Source organism: Pseudomonas sp. WS 5021, assembly GCF_012985535.1.
Classification (GTDB): domain Bacteria; phylum Pseudomonadota; class Gammaproteobacteria; order Pseudomonadales; family Pseudomonadaceae; genus Aquipseudomonas.
Window position 1 is genome coordinate 1,130,908 of sequence record NZ_JAAQWP010000001.1, and the last position, 24,752, is coordinate 1,155,659.

A 24,752-nucleotide genomic window follows, 5' to 3' on the forward strand; every position below is an offset into this window, starting at 1 on the left:
CACGGATCCCTGCATGTCGCGCCGAAACGTCGACCTTCCACCGCTCAATTGTTTGCAGACGTTTGAGGCCGCCGCCCGGCATTTGAGCTTTACCCAGGCGGCCCACGAACTGAACCTGACCCAAAGCGCAGTGAGCCGGCAGATCAAGCGCCTGGAGGAAGACCTGGCGCGACCGCTGTTTTATCGGTTGGCGTTGGGGCTGAGTCTGACCCCGGCCGGCGTGCGTTACTTTCGCACCATCCAGCGCCTGCTGCGCGAGCTTGATCGCGAATCGGCGGAGCTGCGTCGACGCGGTGCCGATCGCCAGCTGACCCTGGCCAGCACGCCGACCATCAGTTCCATCTGGCTCGCCGCGCTGCTGCCGGCCTTCCAGGATGAGCACCCGGAGCTGGATATCCGCATCCTGTGCAGTGAAAGCCCGAGCCACCTGGATGTCAGCGAATATGACCTGGGCCTGTTCTATCACCTCGACGAACTGCCAGCGCCCCTTGGCCTGGAACTGACCCCGGTGTTTGCCAGTGAGCAGGTCATCGCCGTATGCAGCCCCGGCTACATCGAGCGCCATGGCGCGATCCGCGACGCCGAGCACCTGCTGCGCAGCCATACCCTGTTGATCGTAGAAGACCACTATCACGACTGGTTGACCTGGACCGACTGGTTCGCCGACATCGGTGCGCAGTACCACACGCCTCGTCACGCCTTGCGCACCAACAGCTATCAGTTGCTGATGCAGTCGGCAGTGATGGGGCATGGCGTAGCCCTGGGCTGGAAGTGCCTGCTTGAAGGCGAGCTGGCTGCCGGACGCCTGCAATTGGCCTTGCCCCATCACATGCACAGTCGTGGCCGCCTGCAACTGATGCAACCGCAGCATCGCAACCCACCCTCGGCGGCGCGCAGTTTTCAGCAATGGTTGCTGACGGCATCCGATACAACGCCGCAGGGGCTTTTCTGTGGGAGCGGGCTTGCCCGCGATGATCGTTAACGATGACGCGGTGAGGCGTTCTTGCTGACGTCAGCGCGAGCAAGCCCGCTCCCACAGGCATTATTCAGGGGGCGTTGCGGCTATGCCGATAATCACTCACCGCCTCATACACCGCCTTGCGCAGCCGATTGATCCCCCCAATCGGCCGGTGTTCCTCCACGCCAAACCATGGGTTGAACGACTGGTTGTCACAGGCCAGGTTCAAGGCCTGTGTATCGAAGTCCTGCGCCGGAATGCGAATTTTCGCCACGCTCTCGTAGGGCGCGTCGCTTTCCTTCCATTCGATGCTGGTGTCTTCGATGGGCATGTATTTCTGCGGGTTCTGGCGCTGGATCTGCAACACAAAACAAGCGTCGATGCGGTCGGTGGACAACTGCTGGCTCAAGGCGCTGCGCAGGAAGTTCGGCAAGTCCTGGTTCTGCTTGGGCAGATGGTATTGCGGGCAGCTTTGCGGGTCTGGGGCGACGCGAAACTTGGCGTTGGCGCTGCCGAACTTGTAGGGCGATACCGAAAAGTACGTGGTCTCGGTCGGGCTGGCCGGTGCCGGCGCCAATGTCGCCAGGGCAATAAACAGATGGCGCACCTGCCAACTGCGCGGGTCGAGGCTGGGGAAAAATGCCATGACTTTCTTGCCGTCGGCCTGGGCCCCGACGTTCTGCGCATATTCCGCCACATCGCTGACAAAGAAGTTGGGGTGGCTGAACATCACGAAGTCCTGCTCGCCGCGTGCCTGCTGGTCGGCCAGCAGTTGCTTGCCCGGCACGTCCAGCAGCTTGATCGCCATGCCGCGGGCGTCGCGGATGCTGTCGAACTGTGGATAAGCGTTGCCGTTGGACAGGCGCATCATCGCCTGCCAGGTCTTGCCCGGCTCGGCGAACACGCCCTGGCGCAGCGCCGGGTCAAGGTTTGGCAACACGCTGACTTCGGCTTTTACGCAGCCGTGGGCCTTGGCATGGGCATCGCGCAGGTAACGGGTGCCTTCGCGATGCTGGTCGACAATGCGCACCGCCGTCTGAATGATGCCTTGGGTCATGGCCGCTTCGCCGGGCGGAATCTGTTCCTCGGCCGACACCGGGCCGCTGTGGTGCCAGGCGAACCACAGGGTCGACAACAACCAGCCGAGCAGGCCCAGGCCTACCAGCCATAACAGCGTCTTGCCGAGAAACGCGCCGAGGCGCAGCCACAGTCGAGCGAGCATGGAACGGTCCTTGTATCGAAATGGGGAAGTCATGGCAGTTGTTGCTCCAGGGGGCCGCCCAGTACTTTCAGGTATTCCAGCAGCGCCCAACGCTCCTCAGGCTCAAGGCCGCGGCCGATCACCCCATTGCCACGCTTGCCGGCGCGAAACTCGTGGCCACTGTTGTGGTTGCCAGTGATGTTGGTGTCGAACAGGAATGCATTTTTAAACGCCTCGGTGCGATAACCCAGGTGACGCGGGTTGTAGTCGAAGGTGCCTTTATAGAAGGTGCGGCTGCGCTCGTACTGGGGCGAAAGCAACTGGTAGATCGTCGGCACCGAACCGTTGTGCAGGAACGGCGGCGTGGCCCACACACCCGCCAGTGGGCGGGCCTTGTAGGCGCGCAGTTCGCGCACGCCGATGGGCAGGCCGTAGCCGTCCAGGCGCGGGCGTTCGGCCGCTGTGATGCCGGCGGCGCGGTAGGCGTGCTCTTCGACAAACGCTGTGACATAGGCCAGGCCCTTGGCCACGGACAGGCTGCGCAGATCCAGCGGTTCGGTCGGCGTGGGGTGCAGTTCGACATTCAACTGCGCCAGTTCGGCCGGGTCCCATTGCAGGGCGCTGAGGTCGTAGCGCTGGTCGGCAATGTTGCTGGCGGTGCCCGGGTCGGTGCCGATGTAGTCCACTGGCAGCATCTTCAACTGCTGCACCGGGCGCCCGTTGACTTCGCTCACGCTGGGCACATGGCAGGCCGCGCAGTTTTCCGCGAACAGCGCACGTCCTTGGGCGGCCAGGGGTTTGTCGATGGCGCCGAACAGCGCTTCAGGCCAAACCGGTGGCTTGAGCCGTTGCAGGGTTTCTTCGATCAGGTTCAGGTCACGCACGCGCACGCTGGACGGGTAGCGCGCATCGCCCTTGAGGGGCTGGCCGGCGCTGTCGAAGAACGCCAGGGTCGCGCCCACGCCCAACGCCTCGCCGATGTTGCGCGCCATGGGTTGCTGGGCCGAGCCGTTCCATTGCACCCAGTCGAAGGTCCACATGTCCCACAGCTGCGGGTAGTCCACCGGCGCGTTGGCGATACGGTAGTTGTCCGGGGAAATGGCGTCGCCAAAGCTGGCATTGGCGATGCGGCCGAACGCATCGGTGCGCCCCGGGCCTTCTTCGGTGGGGTAGAGGCCGCGGTGGGTATCGTTCCAGGCCACCTTGAGGAAGTTGTCCAGGGACTTTTTGAAGTCCTGGCGCAACTGATCGTACTGGGCGTCGTATTGATCCCCCAGCACGCTGTGGGCAAAGCGCCTGAACTTCAACGGGTTGTAATAGGTAGAGGCGAGGCTGGCCACCAGGGCCTGGCCAAAGCTGCCGCCGCGCAAGGTTGGCACGCTGGAGGGCAGCACATGTTGCGCAGAGCCGCCATCGATGCGCAGGGCCTGGCCATTGAAATGCAACTCGCCGGTATGGCAGGCGGCGCAGGTGATATCGAGAAACTCGTCGCTGCTGCCGGCATTTTTGTGCCGGGCGAAGCCTACGGGCAGGTTGCCGGGGTTCTGGGGTGTGGCCTGTTGTCGCGGGTCCACCAGGAAACCGAAGCGTGCCAGGTTGGCCGGCTCGGCAAAACGCTGCTCGGAAAACGGCAGCTCCAGCGCAGTGAACCAGTTATAGCGCAGGCCTTTTACCTGGGTGCCCTGGGGCGTGAAGTAGTAGGCCTGGCGGTCGGCGGCGCTCCATTGGTCCTGGTAGTGCACCTGCTGCACCGCCACGTAATCCGGGAGCCTGGGGTTGATCACGTAATAAAGGACCACCGCCAGCAGCAGTCCCATAAATGACAGGATCAGGAGTAAAACACGGGAAAAAATGCGCAAGATAACTATCCTTGTCGAGTTGTTGTGCCCTTATGCCACTGAGCGCGGTAGGCGGCAAGTAGCCATGATCCGTCTACGCAGGCGGTTTTCGCTACGCCGGCTGTCCTTCGCCGGGCTTTGGGGCAGATGAAAATGCTTTTAAACACGTGAACTTATCAGAAGTTTCCTGCTCACATGCCGGTAGCCATTGGTCGTGGCCGCCTGATAAGCTCGCGACTTTATTCGAATGCCCTTTTGGCGCATGAACAAGGAAATAGCATGAAACAGCATCGGTTGGCGGCGGCGGTGGCCCTGGTTAGCCTGGTACTTGCGGGTTGTGATTCGCAAACCAGCGTAGAGCTGAAAACCCCGGCGCAGAAAGCTTCCTACGGTATCGGCCTGAACATGGGCAAAAGCCTGGCTCAGGAAGGTATGGATGACCTGGACTCCAAGGCAGTTGCCCAAGGCATCGAAGATGCCGTCGGCAAGAAAGAACAGAAGCTGAAGGACGAAGAACTGGTCGAAGCGTTTTCCGCACTGCAAAAGCGTGCTGAAGAGCGCATGACCAAGATGAGTGAAGAGTCGGCAGCCGCCGGCAAGAAATACCTTGAAGACAACGCCAAGAAAGACGGCGTAGTCACCACCGCTTCCGGCCTGCAGTACAAGATCGTGAAGAAAGCCGAAGGCGCCCAGCCCAAGCCTACCGACGTAGTGACTGTACACTACACCGGCAAGTTGACCAACGGCACCACCTTTGACAGCTCCGTGGATCGCGGCAGCCCGATTGACCTGCCGGTCAGCGGCGTGATCCCAGGTTGGGTCGAAGGCCTGCAACTGATGCACGTGGGCGAGAAGGTCGAGTTATACATCCCGTCCGACCTTGCCTACGGCGCCCAGAGCCCGAGCCCGGCGATTCCAGCCAACTCCGTACTGGTCTTCGACCTGGAGCTGCTGGCAATCAAGGACCCGGCCAAGGCCGACGCTCCTGAGGCACCGGCTGCCAAGTAAGCCGCTGCTGAACACACAACGCCCCGTTTATACGGGGCGTTGTTGTTTCTGGTGTGGGAGCTGTTGACCGAGGTCGCGGAGGGGTGTGGGAAAATCAGAACGAACACCTGCGACTTAGAGCAGTCTGATGCTATACCTCGGCACGGGTAGCCGCAGATGCCCCCCAAGTCAATGAAATCTTGGGATTTTTTTATGTGCGCAAAAAACGCCCGATCTGACTGTAGGCCTTGTATTACGTGGCTTTCAGCCGCAAAAATGGGCTCTGTTCACAAGGTTATCCACAAGTTGTGTGGATAACCTTTTATCTCGCCTGGAACTGGAGTGACGATGAAAGCACCCTGGAATTTCACCCGCTTCCTGCCGTTGGCCGCACGGCTGATCGGGCGTGGACGCCTGCCGACGCTGTTGTTCGCGGTCGCTGCCAAAGGCTCCAGCCAGGGCAATCGCCTGGGCAAGCTCAAGGACGACCTCAAGCTGCTCCAGGCGCTGTGCCTGGCCTATTGGCGCGGCGAGTACCGGGCTATCAGCCCCAAGGCGCTGATCTCGGTGGTGGCGGGGCTGATGTACTTCCTCAGCCCGATTGACGCGATCCCGGACTTCCTGCCGATGTTCGGCATGCTCGATGACATCGCGGTACTGGCCTGGGTCATGAAGAGCCTGGACGGTGAGTTGGGTGCCTTCCGCGCCTGGCGTGACCGCCAGCGCCCGGAGAAGTTGGTGGTGGTTGAACGCCTGCCCGCCACGCCGCAACTACTGGAGCAGGAAAACCCGAAAAAAAACTGAACACGCGGATTATCCCCCTGCGCTCTTTGTGGCTGTTAGGATTACACTCCTAAGGAAAGTACTTACTTCGTAAGTGTTGTGATCCTACGGGGCAGTCATGGATATACAAATCATTTCACGGGATGGCGAACCCGAGTACGCGGTTCTGCCATGGGCTCAGTACCAGGCGCTGTTAACAGCCGCCGGCCTGCAGCAACCAGTCACTCCTGCTGCACAGATCCCTCCCGTCGCTACCGAGCAGGATCTACGCCCCCTGGCGCAATTGCGCAGCCTGCGCGAAGCCAAGGGCCTGGCGATCGAGACATTGGCCCGCACCGTCGGCATCAGCCCGTCCTACCTGGGGTTGATTGAAAGTGGCGAGCGCCAGCCGGATGCCGCGATCCGTCGCAGCCTGGCCTGGGAATTGGGGATTGCCGGTTGGAGGGATGAAATGTGAGTGTGCGCATCAGCCGTCAACATTGGGATGGCTTGCTCAATGAGCTCGACCAGGCCCGTCGCCAGCGACATCTATTGACCTACCGTGCGTTGCTCGAGCGTCTGCAGTTCCCGACGCCGGCGATGCAAACCCTGACCGCCGCGTTGGAACACCTGGCGGCCCTGGATGCCAAGGCGGATCAGCCACTGCGCAGCTCCCTGGTAATCAGCCAGGGCGCGAGCCGCTTGCCGCGCACCGGTTTTTTTGAATGTGTCGAACGCCTCGGGCGCTTTTGCGGACCGTCCGATGGCGTTGCTGCAGCATCGTGGCATGCCTCGGAAGTGGTCCGTGTGTTCGAGTACGAATATCCTGAGTCAGCGGAGGCCTGAGTGTTCTGGAAGCTCAAAGCGTATGCCAGTTATTGGCTGGCACGCAGATTGTTTCATTGGTCATGGTTTGTGCGTCAGCCCCGCGGCTGGCACTGGCTGGAGGGTCAGTTTGCACGCATGGCCAACCTGGGCAATGTCGAGGCCCAAAGTTTCTATGGGCATATCCTGACCTTTCGCGGCCTGGGCATTGGCGCGCGGGAGGAGGGCGTGCGCTTGCTGCGCCTGGCGGGTCAGGCGGGGGATGGCAAGGCGGCCTATCAAGTGGGCGTGCTGAGCCTGGCAGGCAGCCTGGGCAAGGCTCCGGACCCTGTAGAAGCGGCACGCTGGTGGACTATCGCCGCCAAGGCCGGGCATCCGCTGGCGCAGATACGCCTGGAGCAGTTGTAAGGACCGGCTTGTCGGCCTTACAGGATTTCGCGGCTATCGATGAGGTGGATGCTGTAGCCGGCCACGTCCTTGGCGTGATGCTTGGCCTGGGAGGCCAGTTCCGCCAACTGGCTGGCATCCAGGTGCCCACAGCTCAATGGATGCAGATGCACCACGCCGATGGACAGCGACAGCAAGGCAAACTCCTGGCGCACCCCCTGACGATTCAGGGCGATAAAACAGCCCGCATCCAAGTGTTCACTGCGGTAGAAGCGCCGGCACTGGGTCTGGAAATCATCCACCAATTGGTTGAGACGCTTGCGCCAGTCCTGGGCGCCCAGCACCAGTAAAAAATCATCGCCGCCAATATGCCCGACAAAATCACGGCTGGGGTCTACCCGGTCGTTCAAGCAGTGCGCCAGGCACAGCAATACTTCATCGCCACGGCCATAGCCGTAGATATCGTTGAATGGCTTGAAGCTGTCGATATCCACATAGCAAATCACCGATTCGCGCTGCTGCTGCAACAGCCGTGTCAGGCACTGCTGGATCGGCACATTGCCCGGCAGCAGGGTCAGCGGGTTGGCGTAGCGCGCCTGTTGGATTTTCAGTTCGGTAATCAGCTTGAGCACGTCGATCACCCGGCCCAATCCCAGGTAGTTGCCATTCTGGGTGATGATGAAATCTTCTTCGATACGCTGCCGCGCGCGGCTGGTCAGCAGGCGGCTGACCTGTTGCAACGACTGGCTCAGTTCCACGGCCAGGAAGTCATCGCTCATCAGGCGGCTGATAGGCTTGCGCGCAAACAGATCGGTGGCAAACGGCTTGAGCAGGACGTCGGACAACGAGTGCCGATGCACGATACCAATCGGCTGGCCGCGCCCATCCAGGACCGCCAGGGAGTTGAGATTGGCCTGGCTGCGAAACGCTTCCAGCACTTTGGCCGTGGCGGTGTCCTGGGCCACGGCCGGTTGTTCGTTGAGCAGGGCGCTGAGGTCACTGGCGTCCTCGTTGAGCGAAACGCTGGTGCTGTCGGGCTTGGCCAGCATCAACCGGGCTTCGGTCGGTGGGTGCTCCTGGGGACGGCACAGCAGGTAGCCCTGGATCAGGTCCACGCCCATTTCCGTGAGCACTGCCAACTCTTCCGGCAGCTCGATGCCTTCGGCAATCACCTGCGCGCGCGAAGCCCTGGCGATCTGCAGGATCGAACCGACAAACTCGCGCTTGAGCGCATCCTGGTGAATGCCATCGATAAAATGCCGGTCGATCTTCACGTAGTCCGGGCGCAATTCTGACCACAGGCGCAAGCTGGAATAACCGGCGCCCAAGTCATCCAGGGCAATCGAAAAACCCATGTCACGGTAATGGTGCAGGGCGGTTTGCAACAGCTGGAAGTCGTCGGTCGGCGCTTGCTCCGTGAGCTCGATCACGATCTGGCTGGGCGCGATTCCATACTCGCGCAGCATATGCAGGGTGCGCCCCGGTTGGTGGGTGGTTTCCAGCAGGGACTCGGGCGAGACGTTGAGAAACAGCTTGCCCGGCAGCTTCTGCTCGCTGAAGCGCCTACAGGCACTTTGCCGGCAGGCCATCTCCAGCTCATTCAGGCGCCCGGCCTGGCGCGCCACGCCAAACAAGGCAAGTGGCGAGTGCAGCGGGCTGTTGGAGGGGCCGCGGCTCAGGGCTTCATAGCCGAGGATGCGACGTTCGCAGAGGCTGACGATGGGTTGGAACAGGCTGTGCAAACTGCCCTGGGCCAGGATGGAGGCCAAGGCATTCAGCTGTTCGGTCATGGTCATGATGATCTCGGTCGAAAAAAAAGGGCCGGGTGCCTGGGGCGCCCGGTCCTTCATTTCACGACAGAATGATGTCTGTTTGATGACGCTCAGTGGAGCGGCAACATTAAATTGCCATCATTTACTGCTTGGCCACCGTCTTACTGATTTTCAGGTAGTCCAGCAGAATCCGCCCGGTTTCGCTCAGGTAGGCATCATCTTCCGGCTTGGTCTTTTCAGGTTCGGTCGGCAGTGCATCTTCGTCTTCTTTCTTCAGCTCCTTGAGCGGGTCTTCACCCTTGGCCTTGCGGCGGATGTTTTCCAGGGCAAGTTGCTGGTTCTCGATATCGGTGTGCTGCGCGCGGCGGTCCACTTCATTGAGGCTGACGGTCTTCTCGGCCATCAGCTTCTTGGCCAGGGCCAGCTTGTCGCGGATAAACACGAACTCGGCGTCCTTGGCGGAGCGCAGGTCATGTTCGGTCTTGAGCTGGGCCAGGTAGGGCTTGAACGGGTCCGATGCAGGCTTGATGGCCGGGCGGATGGTGTCCCACGGCATGGCTTCTGGCAGGGCGCTTTCGCCGATTTCCTTGGTGTCGATGAGCGACGGGAAATCGATGTCCGGGAGTACGCCTTGGTGCTGGGTGCTCTGCCCGGAAACCCGGTAGAACTTGGCCAGGGTCAGCTTCAGCTCGCCATGGTTGAGTGGCTGGATCGTCTGCACCGTGCCTTTGCCGAAGGTCTGGCCACCGATGATCAACGCGCGGTGGTAGTCCTGCATCGCACCGGCAAAAATCTCCGAGGCCGAAGCCGAGAGACGGTTGACCAGCAATGCCATCGGGCCTTTGTAGAAGGCGCCCGGGTTTTCGTCTTCCAGCACATCCACACGACCGTCAGCGTTGCGGACCAACACGGTCGGGCCCTTGTCGATAAACAGGCTGGTCAGCTCGGTGGCCTCCTGCAACGAGCCGCCACCGTTGTTGCGCAGGTCGATGACCACGCCGTCGACTTTCTCTTTGGTCAGCTCGGTGAGGATTTTCTTCACGTCGCGGGTGGTGCTCTTGTAGTCCGGATCGCCAGCACGGAAGGCCTTGAAGTCCAGGTAGAACGCCGGGATCTCAATGACGCCCAGCTTGTAGTCCTTGCCATCCTGCTTGAGGTTGAGGACTTTCTTCTGTACGGCCTGGTCTTCGAGCTTCACCGCTTCGCGGGTGATCGACACGATCTTGCTGGTCTGGTCGTTCGGCGCGTTGGTGTGCGGAATCACTTCCAGGCGCACCACGCTGCCCTTGGGCCCACGGATCAGCTTGACCACTTCGTCCAGGCGCCAGCCGACCACGTCGACCATCTCTTTGTCGGCCTGGGCCACGCCAATGATCTTGTCGGCCGGAGCGACCTGCTTGGTCTTGTCCGCAGGCCCCGCTGGCACCAGGCGTACGATCTTGACCTGGTCGTTGTCGCTCTGCAGCACGGCACCGATCCCTTCGAGGGACAGACTCATGTTGATATCAAAATTTTCCGCGTTATCTGGCGACAGATAATTGGTGTGCGGATCGTAGGACATCGCGAAGGTGTTGATGTAGGCCTGGAAGATATCTTCGGCGCGGGTCTGTTCCAGGCGGCTCAATTGGTTCTTGTAGCGCTTGGTCAGCAATTCCTGGATCGCCTTGGGCTCTTTGCCGGCGATCTTCAGGCGCAGGACTTCATCCTTGACACGTTTGCGCCACAGGTCATCCAGGGCGGCGGTGCTGGTCAGCCACGGGGCCTCCTTGCGATCCACCAGCAGGGTTTCCTTCTGGGTGAAGTCGAGCTTGTCGACGCCTTTGTTCAACTCACCGAGGGCGAAGTCCAGACGCGCTTTGACGCGGTCCAGGTAACGCTTGTAGATGGTGAAGCCAGGTTGCAGGTCGCCACTCTTGAGGAAGTCGTCGAACTGGGTCTTCCACTTGTCGAACTCAGCGATATCGCTGGCCAGGAAGTAGCTGCGCGAGGGATCCAGCAGCTTGAGATAGCTGTCATAGATGATCACCGAGCGCGCATCGTCCAGCGGCGGCTTGCTGTAATGGTGGCGCTTGAGCAACTCGACGACGTTAAGGCTGGCAATCACCTCATCGCGATCAGGCTGAAGTTTGTCCCAGCTGTTGGCTGCGAACGTATTGGTCGACAGCGGCAACAGGCCGAGACCAATGAAAAGAGCGAGGGCGGTGCTGGGGAACAAATGCTTCATGCTGATTCGACGCGGGGGCAATTGATAACGCATATTAGGCCGTCTTTGAAGTCGCCGGTTCCATTTGGGCCGGTCGCATAATGCAAAAAGCCCGGCGCTACAGCAACGGGCTCAGTCCAGACTCACTATGGAGGCACTGTGAAAGCATTGCAAGGCGTTGAAGGTCATGTGGAGTGGGTTGAGACCCCAAGTCCTACGTGCGATGTAGGGCAAGTTCGCATTCGGGTGGCAGCAGCCGGCCTCAATCGAGCGGATTTATTACAGCGTGCAGGGCTCTATCCTCCACCGCCCGGGGCCAGCGAAGTGCTGGGCCTGGAGTGTTCCGGGGTGATCAGCGAAGTCGGCGCTGGCTCGTCCTGGCAAGTGGGGGATCGGGTCTGTGCGCTGTTGGCGGGCGGTGGCATGGCGCAGGAAGTGGTGGTGGACGCGCGCCACGTGCTGCCGGTACCAGAAGGTTTGTCCCTGGCCGAAGCCGCTGCGTTGCCCGAGGTGTACAGCACTGCCTGGCTCAACCTGTTCCAACTGGCGGCGCTCAAGCCCGGGGAAAAGGTGCTGTTGCATGCGGGCGCCAGTGGCGTCGGTTCGGCAGCGATCCAGCTGTGTAAAGCCTTTGGCAGCCCGTGCTGGGTCAGCGTCGGCTCGGCGGACCGCCTGGCCTACTGCGAAGACCTCGGCGCCCAGGGCGGTGTGGTACGTACCGACGGCATCGAGAGCCTGGGGGATTTTGGCCCGTTCGACGTGATTCTCGACCCGGTGGGCGGCAACTATGCAGCCATTAACCTCAAGCTGCTGGCCCGCGACGGTCGTTGGGTATTGATCGGCTTGATGGGCGGGCGTGAAGCCCAGTTGGACCTGGCGCAGGTGCTGGCCAAGCGTGTGCAAGTGCTGGGCTCGACCTTGCGCAGCCGCGATGACCAGTTCAAGGCAGACCTGTTGAGCGACCTGGGCCAGCAGGTGTGGCCGTTGTTTGGCGAAGGGCGACTGAGCCCGCAGTTGGCCAAGACCTTCCCGATCACGGACGCGGAAGCGGCGTTTGCGCAGCTTTCGACCAACCAGATTTCCGGGAAGCTGGTGCTGGTGATCGACGAAAGCCTGGCCTGAGGCCAATCCAGGGTTGAAATGCAGCCCAAGGTGGGAGCGGGGCTTGCTTGCGATAGCGGTGTGTCAGTAACAGACCTTAACCTGATACTTCGCTATCGCAGGCAAGCCAGCTCCTACATTAGCTCCCCCATTGGATTGGGTTTCAACGCCAAAAGTGGGCCTTCAGGTCCACTGGTGGATCGGCCAGCCGGCCTGTTCGGCATGGGCGCGCAACACCGGATCGGGGTTTACCACCTGCGGGAAATCGACCTTGCTCAGCAGCGGCAGGTCATTACGCGAATCCGAGTAGAAGTACGCCCCTTCCAGGCTTTCACCTTCCTGCTCAAGCCATTGCATCAAGCGGGTGATCTTGCCTTCGCGGTACGTCAGTACACCCACGGTCTTGCCGCTGTACACCCCGTGGGCCACGTCCAGTTCAATCCCCAGTACTTCATCGATGCCAATGCGCGCCGCAATCGGCGTGACCAGGTGCGTGCCCGAGGCCGAGATCACCAGGATCCGGTCACCGTTCTGGCGGTGGCGGGCGATGGTCTTGGTCGCGTCGCTGTAGATCAGCGGCTCGATAACATCTTCCACCCACGGCTCCACCAGGTGCGCGACTTCTTCCGGAGTGCGCCCGATCATCGGTTCCAGGCTGAAGTCCATGAACTCTTCCATGGCCAACTCGCCGCGGCTGTAGGCGGACATCAGTTCGTGGTTCTTGCCCATGAACGATTCGCGGTCCACCCAGCCCAGGCGGCCCATCTGCTCGCTCCACAAGGTGGCGCAATCGCCGTGGATCAGGGTGTCGTCCAGATCAAAAATTACCAAAGCCATCAGTCATGCTTCCTTAATAAACACTGCATCCTCAGGCTACCTCACACAGCGCACTGGGATCGATGGAAAGTGCCAGGCGTTGCCCGTCTGGGTGCAGATCCTGGGCCGAGCGGTTGAGTACGTCCACCACCAATTCGATGCCCCGGGCTTCGACGCGATAGCGAATCACATTGCCCAACAGGCTGTGGCTGCGTACCAGCGCATCAAGCTCGCCGCTGTGGTTCAGTTCGATGGACTCAGGACGGATCGCGATACGGCTGCTGACCGGACGTTGCAACAGCGTGCTGGCCTGCTCGGCGTCCAGCAGGTTGTAGTTGCCGATAAAACCGGCAGCGAAGGCGTCCACGGGGGCGGTGTAGAGGGTTTCGGCGTCGCCGCTCTGCACGATCTTGCCCTGGTTCATCAGGAAGATGCGGTCGGACATGACCAGGGCTTCCTCCTGGTCATGGGTCACAAAAATCGTGGTCAGGCCCAATTCTCGCTGGATCTGGCGGATCTGTTCGCGCAGGTGTTTGCGAATCCGCGCATCCAGTGCCGACAGCGGCTCATCGAGCAGCAGCAGGCGCGGCCGGGTGACCAGGGAGCGGGCGAGGGCTACGCGCTGGCACTGGCCGCCAGACATCTGGTGCGGATAGCGCCCGGCCAGGTCCTTGAGTTCGACCAGTTGCAGCACCTCCTGGACGCGCTTGTGGCTGTCATCGGCGTTGACCTTCTGCATGCGCAGGCCGAAGGCGACGTTCTGTTCCACAGTCATGTTGGGGAACAGCGCGTAGCTCTGGAACACCATGCCGATGTGACGCTTCTGCGGGCTCAGCGGCACGATATCCTGGCCGTCCAGCAGGATCTGCCCGCTGTCCACCGGCGTCAGGCCGGCGATGCAGCGCAGCAGGGTGGACTTGCCGCAACCGGACGGGCCCAGAAGGGTGACGAATTCGCCCTTGGCGATCTGGCAATTGATATCACTGAACACCGGGGTGGCGGCGTAGCTTTTTTGCAGGTGCTGGACGCTGACGAAGCTCATTGGCTTTTGTCCTTGTTCAAGAGGTTGGCGGCCCAGGTGAGCAGCAGCACGAAAAGGAAATAGGAAATGACCACGGCGCTGGTGAAATGCCCGCTGCTGTTGCGCATGTTGTTGAGGTACACCTGCAAGGTCTCGTAGCGCGTACCGACGAGGATATTGGCGAACACAAACTCGCCGAACAGGAACGAGAACGACAGCAGCAACGCGACCATCAGGCCCTTGCGCAGGTTGGGCAGCACCACCAGGATTGCCGCCTGCCAGGTGCTGGCGCCAAGCAACTGGGCGGCGTCCATCAGGTCACGCAGGTTGATCGCCTGCAGGTTGTTGGTGATCGCGCGGTACATGAACGGCAGCGCCACGGTGAAGTAGCAGCCGATCAGGATCCACGGCGTGCCGACCATCGCCAGCGGCCCCGAGCCATACAATTGCAACAGGCCTACCGATGACACCACTGGCGGCACCGCGAAGGGCAGCAGGATCAGGATGTTCATCAGCGCATCGAGCCTGGGGAAGTGGTAATGCACCACGAACAGCAGCGGCAGGATCAGCACCACCGACAGGATCAGCGCGCCGACGCATACCAGCAGCGATTGGCCAAAGGCATGCAAAAAGCGCGGGTCGCTCCACAACTGCACATACCACTTGAAGGTAAAGCCGGCGGGCAGGATGGTGGCCGACCAACTGCTGGCGAGGGAGTACACCAGGGTGCCAATCAGCGGCAGCACGAGGATCGCGAACAGCAGGTACACCACCACGCGATGATAGAGGGCGACGGGGCTGGCTTCAGCGCGAGACATGGTAGCTCCTCTTGAGCAGCAGTTGATGGACCACGGTGACCACGGTCATCAGCGCCACCAGGATCACGGCCAGGGCGCTGGCCATGTTCGGGTCCAGGGAAATATCACCGGAAACCAGCGCCGCGATGCGGATCGGCAGTACGTTGAAGTTGCCGGTAGTCAACGCATACACCGTGGCATAGGCGCCCAGGGCATTGGCCACCAGGATCACGAAGGTGCCCAGCAGCGCCGGCGTCAGCACCGGCAGGCCGATGTGCCGCCAGTACTGCCAGCCATTGGCCCCCAGCAGTGCTGCGGACTCGCGCCAGTCTTCACGCAGGGCATCGAAGGCCGGGTACAGCAGCAACACGCCCAGGGGGATCTGGAAATAGGTGTACAGGATGATCAGGCCGGTCTTGGAGTACAGGTTGAAGTCCTGAATGATCCCGGCCTGCTTGAGCATGATGGTGATGCTGCCGTTGAACCCCAGCAGGATGATGAAGGCAAAGGCCAGGGGCACACCGGAGAAGTTGCTGGTCATGTTGGCGAAGGCGGTGACGAAGTTGCGCAGCGGCGAATCCACCTTGCGCAACGAGTAGCTGCCCAGCACGGCGATGATGATGCCGAAGACGCTGGAATAGAAACTCAGCTCCAGGCTGTACTGGATTGCCTGCAGGTAGAACTTCGAACTGAAGATCTTGCTGAAGTTGGCCAGGCCCCAGCCGAACTCTTCCGATTGCAGGCTGTTGACCATCACCCAGAACAGCGGCGCGATCTGGAACACGATAAAAAACAGGGCGAAAGGCACCAGGCACAAGGCGGCCAGCCATTTACCACGGATCACTGAACTCACTTCAACAGCTCCTGGCAGACAGGTTTGTCGTGGGCAACGCCAAGCAGGGCGCAGACGGTGCCGCAGATATCGGTTTGCCTGGGCTGGGCCTCGGGCTCGAGGCTGAAGGCATCCCCGAAAACGAACAGCGGTACTTCGCGCTCCTCCGGCAGCAGGCCGTTGTGGGAGCGGTCGTTGTTCATGCCGTGGTCGGCGGTGACCAGCACCTGGTAGCCGGTGTCGAGCCAGCCTTGCAGATAGTCGGCGAGGATAATGTCCGCCGAGCGGGCGCTGTTACGGTATTGCGCGGTGTCGAGGCCGTACTTGTGGCCGGCGTCGTCGATATTCATCGGGTGTACCAGCAAAAAGTTCGGCGCGTGCTTGAGGCGCAGGCTTTCGGCATCGGCAAACAGGTGGGCGTCGGGGTAATGATCGCTCCAGTAGAAGTGCCCGTGCTGGATCGCCAGTGCCGGGTCGTCGGTATGCCGGTCGCGGGCGGCGATGAACGGCGAGCGGTTGTACAGCTCGCTGACCCAATGGTAGGCCGCCGCCGCAGTGGTCAAGCCCGCGTCGGTGGCGTAATGGAAAATGCTGCGCTGGTTGGACAGGCGCGAGACGTGGTTGTGGACGATACCGCTGTCGATCGGCGGCACTCCAGTGAGGATGCATTCGTACAGCGGGCGCGAGAGGGCGGGCAATTCGCATTCCAGCTTGTACAGCGCTGCACGCTCGGCGCCGACGTAGGCCTGCAGGTGCCCCATGGCATGCCGGGCAACCTCGTAGTTGAGGCCGTCGAGCACCACAAGGATGACGTTGTGCTTCATAGGGACAGGGGCTCCTCGGTGGTTCTGCTGGAACCAGATCAACTGTGGGAGCTGGCTTGCCTGCGATAACGGTGTATCAGCCGATGCAAGTGCTGAATGTCATACCGCTATCGCAGGCAAGCCAGCTCCCACCCTGGTCGTATTCCAGGGCTTATTGCATGTTGATGATGACTTCTTCCTGCCACTTCTGCGGCAAGCCCTTGGAGGTCTTCTCCCAGGCATCGGCGTCTTTGATCGGGGTCACGCCTTTGTACTGTTCGTTAGGCAGCAGCTTGGCCTGTACTTCGGCGGGCAGGGTCAGGTGCTCGGCACGAATCGGCCGTGCATTGCCCTTGGCCAGGTTGATCTGCCCGGCATCGCTGAAGATGTACTCGCGGGTCAGCTTGGCGGCGTTGGGGTGCTTGGCGTATTTGTTGATGATGGTGGTGTAGCCGGAAATCACCGAGCCATCCGATGGGATCAGCACCACGTAGTCATCCGGGTTGGCCATCTTGGCCTTGTAGCTCAGGCCGTTGAAGTCCCAGACCACGCCCACTTCCACTTCGCCTTTTTCCATGGTGGCAATGGTCGGGTTGGCCAGGGAGATACGCCCCTGCTTGGCGATCTCGGCAAACATCAGCAACGCCGGCTGGATGTTCTTCTCGTCGCCACCATTGGCCAGGGCTGCCGCCAGCACGCCATTGGCGGCCTGGGCGGCGGTGCTCACGTCACCAATCGAGACCTTGTACTTGCCGGTTTTCAGGTCAGACCACTTGGTCGGGACTTCGGAGCCGTGCAGCAGCTTTTTGTTGACGATAAACGCGATGGTGCCGGTGTAGGCCAGTGCCCAGTTGCCATCCTTGTCCTTGGCCCAATCCGGGATCTGCTCCCAGGTGCTGGGCTTGTAGGGTTGGGTCACACCCTGCTTGACCGCAATCGGCCCAAAGGCGGCGCCCACGTCACCGATATCGGCGCTGGCGTTGTCTTTTTCTGCGGCGAACTTGGCGATTTCCTGGGCCGAGCTCATGTCGGTGTCGATGTGCTTGAGGCCGTACTTGGCCGCCAGGTCTTCCCAGGTGCCTCTCCAGTTGGCCCAGTCATCGGGCATGCCGACGCTGTTCACAGCGCCTTCTGCCTTGGCGGCAGCTTCCAGGGTTTTCAAATCGGTGTCAGCGGCCATGGCGGCGGTGCACATGGCAATGGTCGAGCCTAACAGTGATGCCAGGAAAAGCTGTTTCATCCGAAGCTCCTTTGGGCGTTTTCAACGCTGCGATTTTTTGATGGCGCGGTTGGTTTGGTCTAGGTCAGCAATACACGAGCCAATTTAGGCGCGCTGGATGACAGTTTCATGTCGATGTCGTTTTCAAGGCACCTGGGCAGGCGCCTGCCGGGTAAGCGTAGACTAACGCGTGGCCCCCGTAATACCTGGACTTGGCCGGCGTATTGCAGGGTGTGTGAGGCAGCGGCGCAAGGCGCTGTCATCTGTCGGTCATGTGTGATGCCTAGGCTTGCACGCTATAGCCGCCGCCCATTCCAGGGGCATTTGGCGCACCCAAACAGTGCTGGCCTAGTCCAGATAGGTAACGTTGATGCGTGATGAGGCAACCAAAGCGGTGACAGCCATCGGCCTGGCGCTGCAAGAGCAGATCAGCCACGGTTTACTCAGCCCGGCGAGCAAACTGCCGGCCGAGCGCAAACTCAGTGAGTTGTTTGGTACCACCCGCATTACCGTGCGCGAAGCCTTGCTGCAACTGGAGGCCCAGGGCCAGATCTACCGCGAGGAACGCCGTGGCTGGTTCGTCTCGCCGCCCCGGCTGGCCTACAACCTGATGCAGCGCAGCCACTTCCACGCCATGGTCAGCGCCCAGGGGCGGGTGCCTTCTACCGAGGTGATTTCCGCGCGCCTGCAACCGGCTTCGGCCGCTGTTTGCGCATGGCTACAACTGCCGGCGCTGTCCAGTGTGATCCAGATCTGCCGCCGGCGGCGTATTGATGGGCGGTTGGTGTTGTATGTCGAGCACTACCTCAACCCCCAGTATTTTCCAGGGATCCTGGCGTGTGACCTGAACGAGTCGATGACCGAGTTGTACGCCCGTAAATACGACCTGCATTACGGGCGCGTACGCTTCGAAATTGTGCCGACCTCATTGCAGGTGGAAGCGGCAGCGGCCCTGAAGGTCTCGGCAGGCAGCCCCGGGCTGCGGATCGCCCGGGTCAATTACGATCAGCATCAGCGCCTGATCGATTGCGACCTGGAGTTCTGGCGCCATGATGCGATTCACGTCGGGGTCGATGTGACCTGAGCGTCCTGCGGCCCACTCGCCGCCGTCACCACCTGCACACTCAAGCGCGGCATCGCCAGGTCCATTCCGGCCTCATCCAGGTGGCGCTTGAGCGACAGGTTGAACGCCCGTGACACTTCCCACTGTTTGATCGGCGCAGTCTTGAAGCGCGCGCGCAGGATGGCGTTGCCAGATTCGAAGCTCTCCACACCCTGGAACTCCAGGGGCGACCAGATATTGCGGCGTTGCAGCGGGTCGGCGCGCATCTTTTGACCGACGTCGCGCATCAGCTTGATCGCGGTGTCGATGTCCATGCTGGCGGGCACCGCGACGCGGAAAATCGCATAGCCGAATTCCCGCGAGTAGTTCTTGATGCTCTTGATCTCGCTGAACGGGATGGTGTGCACGATGCCGTCGATATCGCGCAGGCGCACGGTGCGGATGGTCAGGCCTTCGACGGTACCGAGGTGGCCGCCGACGTCCACGTAGTCATCGATGGCCAGGGAGTCTTCGATGATGATGAACAGGCCGGTGATCAAGTCCGCCACCAGCGACTGCGCGCCAAAACCGATAGCCAGGCCGATCACACCGGCACCGGCCAGCAGCGGCGTGACGTTCATGCCCATGTTCGCCAGGGCGACGATGGCGGCGATGATAAAGATCGTCACGAACAGCACGTTGCGGATCAACGGCATCATGGTTTGCGCCCGCGCATTGGCCAGGCCTTTGCGCGAGCGGGTGAGGGCGTGGTGGATCGCGGTATCGCTAAGGATCCAGATCAGCCAGGCGAACAGCAGGGTGCCCGCGAGGCCGAACAGCTTGACGCTGATTTCATGCCCGTCGCCTTCGGTAAAGCGGATCAGCGACCAGCCCCAGACCCGCAGGCCCAGTTCGATGAACACCAGCCACACCACCAGGTGGGCGAGGGTATAGACGAAGCTTTTCAGGCGTTCGGAATACAGCGCATGGCGCTTGTGCCCGCGTTGGGGCTTGAGGGCATGGCGGCGTACCAGGCCGTTGATCACCATGCACAGCACCAGCAACACCGTGCACAGCAGTGACTGGCGCAAGGCGGTACTGGTATCGCCGGCCGACACGAAGGTGGCAAACAGCGAGATACCCACGAGCAGCAGCGCAGGCAGGTACCAGAAGGTGCCGATGATCTCGATGGTGTCGCTCAACGCGCGGCGGGTCAGGCGCCGGGACAGCGGCTGGTTGCGGATCAGATGTGCGATGGGCCGGCGAAAGCGCAGGATAAACACGCCGGTAGACAGCGCAGCCAGCACATTGGCGATGGTCGCGGCGCTGTGCGCCAGGTGGGTGCCCAGGGCTTCGGTCAGGCGCGGATCGCTCAAGGCCTCGCCGAAGGCGGCGAAGCTGCCGATCAGCCACAGCGGCCGAAATGCCTGGTGGCGCAGGATATATAGCGCCCGATGGCGGTGGGGGCCGTCGAGCACGGAAAAGGCAATGACGCAGATCGCCGAAAAGCACGTGCCGACCACCAGCGCGTACGCCAGCACCATCGCCAGGGACTTGCCCAGGGACGAGGGCAGGGCGTAACTGAGGTAGACGGTGATCACCAGGGCGATCAGCCAGGGCCCAAGTTTGCGCAGGGCAAAACGCAGCATGTCCCAGGTCTTGGGGTGTTGCGGCAATTCTTCACTGAGGCCAAAGCGCAGGCGCACCCGGTGGCTGAGCCAGATCAGCGCGGCGGCCAACAGGCTCCAGAGCATCAGCACTACGGCAAAGCCAAAGATGATCGGCAGCCATTCGCTGGCGGGCAGCATCAGTGCGCCCAGCTCGGCCTTGGCCTGGTCGAACTCGATAGACCAGCGGTTGAGCGGGCTGTCGGCGCCGGACAGTTGTTGTTCGAGGCTGGCCAGGGTGCCACCGATCAAGCCCAGCACCCCTTGCTCGGCCGCCGGCTGGGCTTTTTTCGTGGCTTCGCGCAGTTTTTTCAGGTCGGCCAGCAGCTTGGCGCGCTGCTGGTCGTTTTCCAGGTTCTTGATCACCTCGTCCAGGGACTGCCCCAGCGGTACGTCGGCTTGTGGCTGGGCTTTGCTGGTACTGCCCAGGATGCCTGGCAGGCCGACCGCCTGGGCAGGGGCGATGGGCAACAGGATCAGCAGGCAAAGGAGCAGGCAGTGTGGCAGGGCAAACAGACGGGCAAGCACGAGGCGGTCAACCTTGGAAACGACAGATCGACCGAGTGTACGAGGGCGCTATGCCCAATGCGAGTGCATTTGTTATTCGGCCAGTTTCGCGAGGATCCGGTAGACGATGGTGCCGAGGATCAGCAGCATGCCGACCCACATGCCAAACACACCAAGGTTCTTGTCGCGGAAGTTGAAGCCAACGGCCAGCAGGATCATGCCCGTGAGGATGGGGATAAGCATGGCGTGGAAGGCGGACATCGGGATCATGGTGGGGACGGCCTTGTCGTTGAGGGATGATGGTCAGTCTAGGCTGGATTGGCGCGGGGTGCCTTGATGTGTGTCAGATAGCGCCGCAGTGCGCTGGGAATCGCCATCGCGGGCAAGCCCTAATGCCGTTCAGTTAAGCGCAGATCCCCGGTGGGAGCGGGCTTGCTCGCGAAAGCGGTGGGTCAGTCAACATCAATGTTTGCTGGGCGGACGTCTTCGCGAGCAAGCCCGCTCCCACATTTGATCTTCGCTGCTTTGAGAACTGATCGGCATTAGGGCAAGCGCCGCCCCTCTCAGGGCAGGTCGCGGCTCGCATAAAACGCACTCAGCACCTTCACCAGATGCGCCAAATCGTGGCTGCCGCACAGTTCACGAATCGAATGCATGGCGAATGTCGGCAGGCCGATATCTACGGTGCGCACGCCCAGGTGGCTGGCGGTGATCGGGCCGATGGTCGAGCCACAGCCCATGTCACTGCGCACCACGAAGCTCTGTACCGGCACTTCTTCGGCCATGCACAGGTGGCGGAAGAATCCGGCGGTTTCGCTGTTGGTGGCGTAGCGCTGGTTGCTGTTGACCTTGATCACCGGGCCGGCATTGAGTTTCGGGCCATGGTTGGCGTCGTGCTTGTCGGCGTAGTTGGGGTGGATGCCGTGGGCATTGTCGGCAGACACCAGCAGCGACTTCTGAATGGCCCGTACGAACTCGTCACCTTCAGGCAGCAGACGACGCAGGGTCTGCTCCAGCATCGGCCCGTCGGCACCACAGGCCGAGCAGGAGCCGACTTCTTCGTGGTCGGTACACACCAGCACGCAGGTTTCGTCGGTTTCACTGGTGAGCAGGGCTTGCAGGCCGGCGTAGCACGACAGCAGGTTGTCCAGGCGGGCGCCGGCGATAAAGTCGCCATGCAGGCCAATCACCGCTGCGCCTTGGGTGTCGTAGAAACTCAGCTCGTAGTCGAGCACCACATCAGCATTCAACCCATGTTCGCGGGCCAGTTGGTCGGTGAGTACGGCGCGGAAGTCCACGCGCTCATCACCGGCAAACTGCGCAAGGATCGGCGGCAGCTCGGTCTGGGCATTGATCGCCCAGCCCTGATTGGCTTCACGGTTCAGGTGGATGGCCAGGTTGGGGATGATGGCAATCGGCAGCTTGAAATCGATCAACTGGCTTTCGACCTTGCCGTCACGCCGGAACGTCACGCGGCCGGCCAGGGACAGGTCACGGTCGAACCACGGTGCCAGCAGCGCGCCGCCGTAGACTTCCACGCCCAGTTGCCAGAAGCCCTGGCGTTGCAGCTCAGGTTGCGGCTTGACCCGCAGGCACGGGCTGTCGGTATGGGCGCCGACCAGGCGGATGCCGTCGTGCAAGGGCGACTGGCGGCCCATCTTGAAGGCGATGATCGAGGAGTCGTTGCGGGTCACGTAGTAGCGACCGTTGGTCTCGGTGGTCCAGGTCTCACGTTCGTCGAGGCGCTGGAAACCGGCGGCTTCCAGGCGTTGGGCCAGGGCCGCAGTGGCATGAAAGGGGGTGGGAGAGGCCTTGAGGAAGTCGATCAGGCCTTGGTTCAACGCTTCGCGCATAAGTAGCTCCAGACAGCAATGGCGCGAGTTTACCGTCCGATGTGATAAGTGCACAGAACAAATGTGGGAGCGGGCTTGCTCGCGAATGCGGTGTGTCAGTCGCGCAATAAGCTAACTGATCCACCCCATTCGCGAGCAAGCCCGCTCCCACATTTTAATTGCGTTTACCGATTAGAACGGCGCAGGGCACTCGAACCGCAAGCGCTCGCCGCTTTGCGGGTGGGTGAAGCTCAGCATGCTCGCGTGCAGGCACAGCCGTGGCCAGGCGGCCAGGGCCTGTTCGTGGGCATACAGGCCATCACCGAGCAACGGGTGGCCGATGGACAGCATATGCACCCGCAGTTGGTGCGAGCGCCCGGTAATCGGCGTCAGTTCCACCCGGCACCAATCCCCGCAACGCTCCAAGACTTTCCAGAAAGTCAGCGCATGCTTGCCGAACTCGTGGTCCACCACATGCCGCGGCTTGGTCGGTGGGTCATAGCGCAGCGGCAGGTCGATGCTGCCGCTGTCCAGTTCCGGCTGGCCCCAGCACAAGGCGGTGTAGGCCTTTTCGGTTTCGCGGTCGTGAAACTGGCGCGACAGTTCGCGGTGGCTGTCGGCATCCCTGGCCAGCAGGATGATTCCCGACGTTTCCCAGTCCAGGCGATGAACGATACGCGCCTCTGGGTAACCGTTTTCCTGCAGGCGGGTGATCAGGCAGTCCTTGTTGTCGTCGGCGCGACCTGGCACCGACAGCAACAGGGTAGGCTTGTTCACCACCAGGACAGCGTCATCCTGGTGAAGGATATGGATATTGGACAACGGCATTAAACAGCCTCGTAACAAACGCCAACGGCGGCTCGGCCACCCGGTTCCCCAAAGGGGATCAGGGTGACGGAGCCGCCGTGGCGACCGCCTGTTCGATCAACGATCAGGCAGGGTGATATTGAGTTCCAGAATCGAGCAGCTGCCGTCGTTTTCCAGGGCGACATGCACGTCATCGTTGCCGATATTGACGTACTTGCGGATCACCTCCACCAGTTCCTTCTGCAAGGCTGGCAGGTAGTCCGGGGTGCTGCGTTGGCCGCGTTCGTGCGCCACGATGATCTGTAGACGCTCTTTCGCTACCGACGCCGTGCTAGGTTTTTTGGTTGAGCGAAAGAAGTCAAAAATACTCATTGTTCAATTGCCTCCAAACAGGCGTGCCAAGAATCCTTTCTTCTCGACAGCAAGGAACCGATGGGCAACTTCTTTGCCCAGCAAGCGATCGACTGCATCGCTATAGGCTTGGCCGGCATCACTTTGGTCATCAAGAATGACCGGTACGCCTTGGTTTGAAGCTTTCAGTACCGCTTGAGACTCAGGAATCACCCCCAGCAAGCGAATGGCGAGGATTTCCTCGACGTCCTCAACGCCAAGCATTTCGCCGCTCTGGACGCGCTCGGGGTTGTAGCGGGTCAGGAGCAGGTGTTCCTTGATTGCGTCTTCGCCTTTTTCGGCGCGGCGAGACTTGCTCGACAGCAGGCCGATCATGCGGTCGGAGTCGCGTACCGACGACACCTCGGGGTTGGTCACCACAATCGCTTCATCGGCGAAGTGCATGGCCAGTTGGGCGCCTTTCTCGATACCTGCTGGAGAGTCGCAGATAACAAACTCAAATTGCTCTTTGAGGTCCATCAGGACTTTTTCAACGCCTTCCAGGGTCAAGGCGTCCTTGTCCCGGGTTTGGCTAGCGGCGAGAACATAAAGGTTCTCCAGGCGCTTGTCCTTGATCAGTGCTTGTTGCAGGGTTGCTTCGCCGTTGACCACGTTGACGAAGTCGTACACCACGCGGCGTTCGCAGCCCATGATCAGGTCGAGGTTACGCAAACCGACGTCGAAGTCGACGATGACTGTCTTGTGGCCGCGCAGAGCGAGGCCGGTACCGATAGCGGCGCTGGTGGTGGTCTTACCCACACCACCCTTGCCGGATGTAACCACGAGAATCTTGGCCAAGGTGTTTCACCCCTAAGGAAAAAGGACCTCTCAGTCCCTGAAAAACATCTCTTGAAACTCGCTGCAGGCGGACAGCCTTCGTAGGAAAAAGATGTGCTTCCCGTAGGGGAAACGCCAACTTTCAATTATTCCTACGCAAGTCTTGCCGGTTTCGCTGTGCTATCAGAGTCCAGAGATGCTTGGAAAA

General features: G+C 61.1%; 24 protein-coding genes. 8 read left to right on the top strand and 16 right to left on the bottom strand.

Features of this window, described 5'->3' with window-relative positions:
• The first annotated feature begins 13 nt into the window (after positions 1–13).
• A complete protein-coding gene (locus tag HBO19_RS05280) occupies positions 14–982 on the top strand; it encodes a LysR substrate-binding domain-containing protein (RefSeq protein ID WP_169957204.1) in 969 nt (322 codons plus the stop codon).
• A 64-nt stretch (positions 983–1,046) separates the two neighbouring features.
• Here HBO19_RS05280 and HBO19_RS05285 read toward each other — a convergent pair whose 3' ends face one another.
• Both HBO19_RS05285 and HBO19_RS05290 read right to left on the bottom strand, forming a co-directional pair.
• Positions 1,047–2,180 (bottom strand): catalase family protein, encoded by a 1,134-nt coding sequence (locus tag HBO19_RS05285; RefSeq protein ID WP_169957203.1) that lies wholly within the window; start codon positions 2,178–2,180, stop codon positions 1,047–1,049.
• A gap of 29 nt (positions 2,181–2,209) precedes the next feature.
• On the bottom strand, positions 2,210–4,018 hold the full coding sequence (locus HBO19_RS05290) for a di-heme-cytochrome C peroxidase (protein ID WP_170057007.1): 1,809 nt from the start codon (positions 4,016–4,018) through the stop codon (positions 2,210–2,212).
• A gap of 258 nt (positions 4,019–4,276) precedes the next feature.
• Here HBO19_RS05290 and HBO19_RS05295 point away from each other — a divergent pair, with 258 nt between their 5' ends.
• The 5 genes from HBO19_RS05295 (at position 4,277) to HBO19_RS05315 (ending at position 6,979) form a co-directional block, all read left to right on the top strand.
• Positions 4,277–5,005, top strand: coding sequence for an FKBP-type peptidyl-prolyl cis-trans isomerase (locus tag HBO19_RS05295; protein ID WP_029292800.1), 729 nt, complete (start codon positions 4,277–4,279; stop codon positions 5,003–5,005).
• A 327-nt stretch (positions 5,006–5,332) separates the two neighbouring features.
• Positions 5,333–5,788, top strand: a complete 456-nt coding sequence (locus tag HBO19_RS05300) for a YkvA family protein (protein ID WP_170057008.1) — start codon at positions 5,333–5,335, stop codon at positions 5,786–5,788.
• Between the two features lie 97 nt (positions 5,789–5,885).
• The gene (locus tag HBO19_RS05305) at positions 5,886–6,224 is read left to right on the top strand and encodes a helix-turn-helix transcriptional regulator (protein ID WP_169957198.1); all 339 of its coding nucleotides are present in this window, start codon (positions 5,886–5,888) and stop codon (positions 6,222–6,224) included.
• Complete coding sequence (locus HBO19_RS05310; RefSeq protein WP_057440671.1) at positions 6,221–6,592, top strand: hypothetical protein; 372 nt, start codon at positions 6,221–6,223, stop codon at positions 6,590–6,592. The genes HBO19_RS05305 and HBO19_RS05310 overlap by 4 nt, the downstream gene beginning before the upstream one ends.
• Positions 6,593–6,979, top strand: coding sequence for an SEL1-like repeat protein (locus HBO19_RS05315; RefSeq protein WP_169957197.1), 387 nt, complete (start codon positions 6,593–6,595; stop codon positions 6,977–6,979).
• Between the two features lie 17 nt (positions 6,980–6,996).
• Here HBO19_RS05315 and HBO19_RS05320 read toward each other — a convergent pair whose 3' ends face one another.
• Together HBO19_RS05320 and HBO19_RS05325 are read right to left on the bottom strand one after the other, a co-directional pair.
• On the bottom strand, positions 6,997–8,754 hold the full coding sequence (locus HBO19_RS05320) for a bifunctional diguanylate cyclase/phosphodiesterase (RefSeq protein ID WP_275942216.1): 1,758 nt from the start codon (positions 8,752–8,754) through the stop codon (positions 6,997–6,999).
• A 118-nt stretch (positions 8,755–8,872) separates the two neighbouring features.
• Entirely contained in the window at positions 8,873–10,954 is a 2,082-nt protein-coding gene (locus tag HBO19_RS05325; protein ID WP_170042679.1) for a carboxy terminal-processing peptidase, read from the bottom strand.
• A 138-nt stretch (positions 10,955–11,092) separates the two neighbouring features.
• Here HBO19_RS05325 and HBO19_RS05330 point away from each other — a divergent pair, with 138 nt between their 5' ends.
• Positions 11,093–12,055, top strand: coding sequence for a zinc-binding dehydrogenase (locus HBO19_RS05330; protein WP_170057010.1), 963 nt, complete (start codon positions 11,093–11,095; stop codon positions 12,053–12,055).
• A 162-nt stretch (positions 12,056–12,217) separates the two neighbouring features.
• Here HBO19_RS05330 and HBO19_RS05335 read toward each other — a convergent pair whose 3' ends face one another.
• The 6 genes from HBO19_RS05335 to HBO19_RS05360 form a co-directional block, all read right to left on the bottom strand.
• Positions 12,218–12,871: an HAD family hydrolase gene (locus tag HBO19_RS05335; RefSeq protein ID WP_169952853.1), complete on the bottom strand. Its 654-nt coding sequence runs from the start codon at positions 12,869–12,871 to the stop codon at positions 12,218–12,220.
• Between the two features lie 31 nt (positions 12,872–12,902).
• Positions 12,903–13,892 carry an ABC transporter ATP-binding protein gene (locus HBO19_RS05340; protein WP_169952851.1) on the bottom strand — a complete coding sequence of 330 codons (990 nt, stop codon included), beginning with the start codon at positions 13,890–13,892 and terminating at the stop codon, positions 12,903–12,905.
• Positions 13,889–14,689 (bottom strand): ABC transporter permease, encoded by an 801-nt coding sequence (locus tag HBO19_RS05345; RefSeq protein ID WP_029292823.1) that lies wholly within the window; start codon positions 14,687–14,689, stop codon positions 13,889–13,891. The genes HBO19_RS05340 and HBO19_RS05345 overlap by 4 nt, the downstream gene beginning before the upstream one ends.
• Positions 14,676–15,521 carry an ABC transporter permease subunit gene (locus HBO19_RS05350; protein ID WP_170057011.1) on the bottom strand — a complete coding sequence of 282 codons (846 nt, stop codon included), beginning with the start codon at positions 15,519–15,521 and terminating at the stop codon, positions 14,676–14,678. The genes HBO19_RS05345 and HBO19_RS05350 overlap by 14 nt, the downstream gene beginning before the upstream one ends.
• Entirely contained in the window at positions 15,518–16,324 is an 807-nt protein-coding gene (locus HBO19_RS05355) for an alkaline phosphatase family protein (protein WP_169952847.1), read from the bottom strand. Before HBO19_RS05355 ends, HBO19_RS05350 begins: the two co-directional genes overlap by 4 nt.
• A gap of 151 nt (positions 16,325–16,475) precedes the next feature.
• Complete coding sequence (locus HBO19_RS05360; protein WP_170057012.1) at positions 16,476–17,543, bottom strand: ABC transporter substrate-binding protein; 1,068 nt, start codon at positions 17,541–17,543, stop codon at positions 16,476–16,478.
• 349 nt (positions 17,544–17,892) lie between these two features.
• Between HBO19_RS05360 and HBO19_RS05365 the strand changes: the two genes are divergently transcribed.
• Entirely contained in the window at positions 17,893–18,606 is a 714-nt protein-coding gene (locus HBO19_RS05365; protein ID WP_169952843.1) for a UTRA domain-containing protein, read from the top strand.
• Here the strand turns inward: HBO19_RS05365 and HBO19_RS05370 are convergent.
• The 6 genes from HBO19_RS05370 to minD form a co-directional block, all read right to left on the bottom strand.
• On the bottom strand, positions 18,582–20,759 hold the full coding sequence (locus tag HBO19_RS05370) for a mechanosensitive ion channel family protein (RefSeq protein ID WP_170057013.1): 2,178 nt from the start codon (positions 20,757–20,759) through the stop codon (positions 18,582–18,584). The two genes, HBO19_RS05365 and HBO19_RS05370, sit on opposite strands and share 25 nt — an antisense overlap.
• Before the next feature lie 72 nt (positions 20,760–20,831).
• A complete protein-coding gene (locus HBO19_RS05375; RefSeq protein WP_166647837.1) occupies positions 20,832–21,008 on the bottom strand; it encodes a hypothetical protein in 177 nt (58 codons plus the stop codon).
• A gap of 293 nt (positions 21,009–21,301) precedes the next feature.
• Entirely contained in the window at positions 21,302–22,591 is a 1,290-nt protein-coding gene (locus tag HBO19_RS05380; protein WP_170057014.1) for a M18 family aminopeptidase, read from the bottom strand.
• Between the two features lie 171 nt (positions 22,592–22,762).
• On the bottom strand, positions 22,763–23,398 hold the full coding sequence (locus HBO19_RS05385; RefSeq protein ID WP_169952839.1) for an RluA family pseudouridine synthase: 636 nt from the start codon (positions 23,396–23,398) through the stop codon (positions 22,763–22,765).
• A 96-nt stretch (positions 23,399–23,494) separates the two neighbouring features.
• Positions 23,495–23,749: a cell division topological specificity factor MinE gene (minE, locus tag HBO19_RS05390; RefSeq protein WP_169952837.1), complete on the bottom strand. Its 255-nt coding sequence runs from the start codon at positions 23,747–23,749 to the stop codon at positions 23,495–23,497.
• A gap of 3 nt (positions 23,750–23,752) precedes the next feature.
• Positions 23,753–24,565: a septum site-determining protein MinD gene (gene minD, locus HBO19_RS05395; protein WP_169952835.1), complete on the bottom strand. Its 813-nt coding sequence runs from the start codon at positions 24,563–24,565 to the stop codon at positions 23,753–23,755.
• Positions 24,566–24,752 lie beyond the last annotated feature (187 nt).

Excerpts from the sequence above, each read along its gene's own strand:
- HBO19_RS05280 (WP_169957204.1), top strand. The coding sequence starts at position 14 with ATGTCGCGCCGAAACGTCGACCTTCCACCGCTCAATTGTTTGCAGACG.
- HBO19_RS05285 (WP_169957203.1), bottom strand. The coding sequence starts at position 2,180 with ATGCTCGCTCGACTGTGGCTGCGCCTCGGCGCGTTTCTCGGCAAGACG.
- HBO19_RS05295 (WP_029292800.1), top strand. The coding sequence starts at position 4,277 with ATGAAACAGCATCGGTTGGCGGCGGCGGTGGCCCTGGTTAGCCTGGTA.
- HBO19_RS05300 (WP_170057008.1), top strand. The coding sequence starts at position 5,333 with ATGAAAGCACCCTGGAATTTCACCCGCTTCCTGCCGTTGGCCGCACGG.
- HBO19_RS05305 (WP_169957198.1), top strand. The coding sequence starts at position 5,886 with ATGGATATACAAATCATTTCACGGGATGGCGAACCCGAGTACGCGGTT.
- HBO19_RS05320 (WP_275942216.1), bottom strand. The coding sequence starts at position 8,754 with ATGACCATGACCGAACAGCTGAATGCCTTGGCCTCCATCCTGGCCCAG.
- HBO19_RS05325 (WP_170042679.1), bottom strand. The coding sequence starts at position 10,954 with ATGAAGCATTTGTTCCCCAGCACCGCCCTCGCTCTTTTCATTGGTCTC.
- HBO19_RS05335 (WP_169952853.1), bottom strand. The coding sequence starts at position 12,871 with ATGGCTTTGGTAATTTTTGATCTGGACGACACCCTGATCCACGGCGAT.
- HBO19_RS05340 (WP_169952851.1), bottom strand. The coding sequence starts at position 13,892 with ATGAGCTTCGTCAGCGTCCAGCACCTGCAAAAAAGCTACGCCGCCACC.
- HBO19_RS05345 (WP_029292823.1), bottom strand. The coding sequence starts at position 14,689 with ATGTCTCGCGCTGAAGCCAGCCCCGTCGCCCTCTATCATCGCGTGGTG.
- HBO19_RS05355 (WP_169952847.1), bottom strand. The coding sequence starts at position 16,324 with ATGAAGCACAACGTCATCCTTGTGGTGCTCGACGGCCTCAACTACGAG.
- HBO19_RS05360 (WP_170057012.1), bottom strand. The coding sequence starts at position 17,543 with ATGAAACAGCTTTTCCTGGCATCACTGTTAGGCTCGACCATTGCCATG.
- HBO19_RS05365 (WP_169952843.1), top strand. The coding sequence starts at position 17,893 with ATGCGTGATGAGGCAACCAAAGCGGTGACAGCCATCGGCCTGGCGCTG.
- HBO19_RS05375 (WP_166647837.1), bottom strand. The coding sequence starts at position 21,008 with ATGATCCCGATGTCCGCCTTCCACGCCATGCTTATCCCCATCCTCACG.
- HBO19_RS05380 (WP_170057014.1), bottom strand. The coding sequence starts at position 22,591 with ATGCGCGAAGCGTTGAACCAAGGCCTGATCGACTTCCTCAAGGCCTCT.
- HBO19_RS05385 (WP_169952839.1), bottom strand. The coding sequence starts at position 23,398 with ATGCCGTTGTCCAATATCCATATCCTTCACCAGGATGACGCTGTCCTG.
- minE (WP_169952837.1), bottom strand. The coding sequence starts at position 23,749 with ATGAGTATTTTTGACTTCTTTCGCTCAACCAAAAAACCTAGCACGGCG.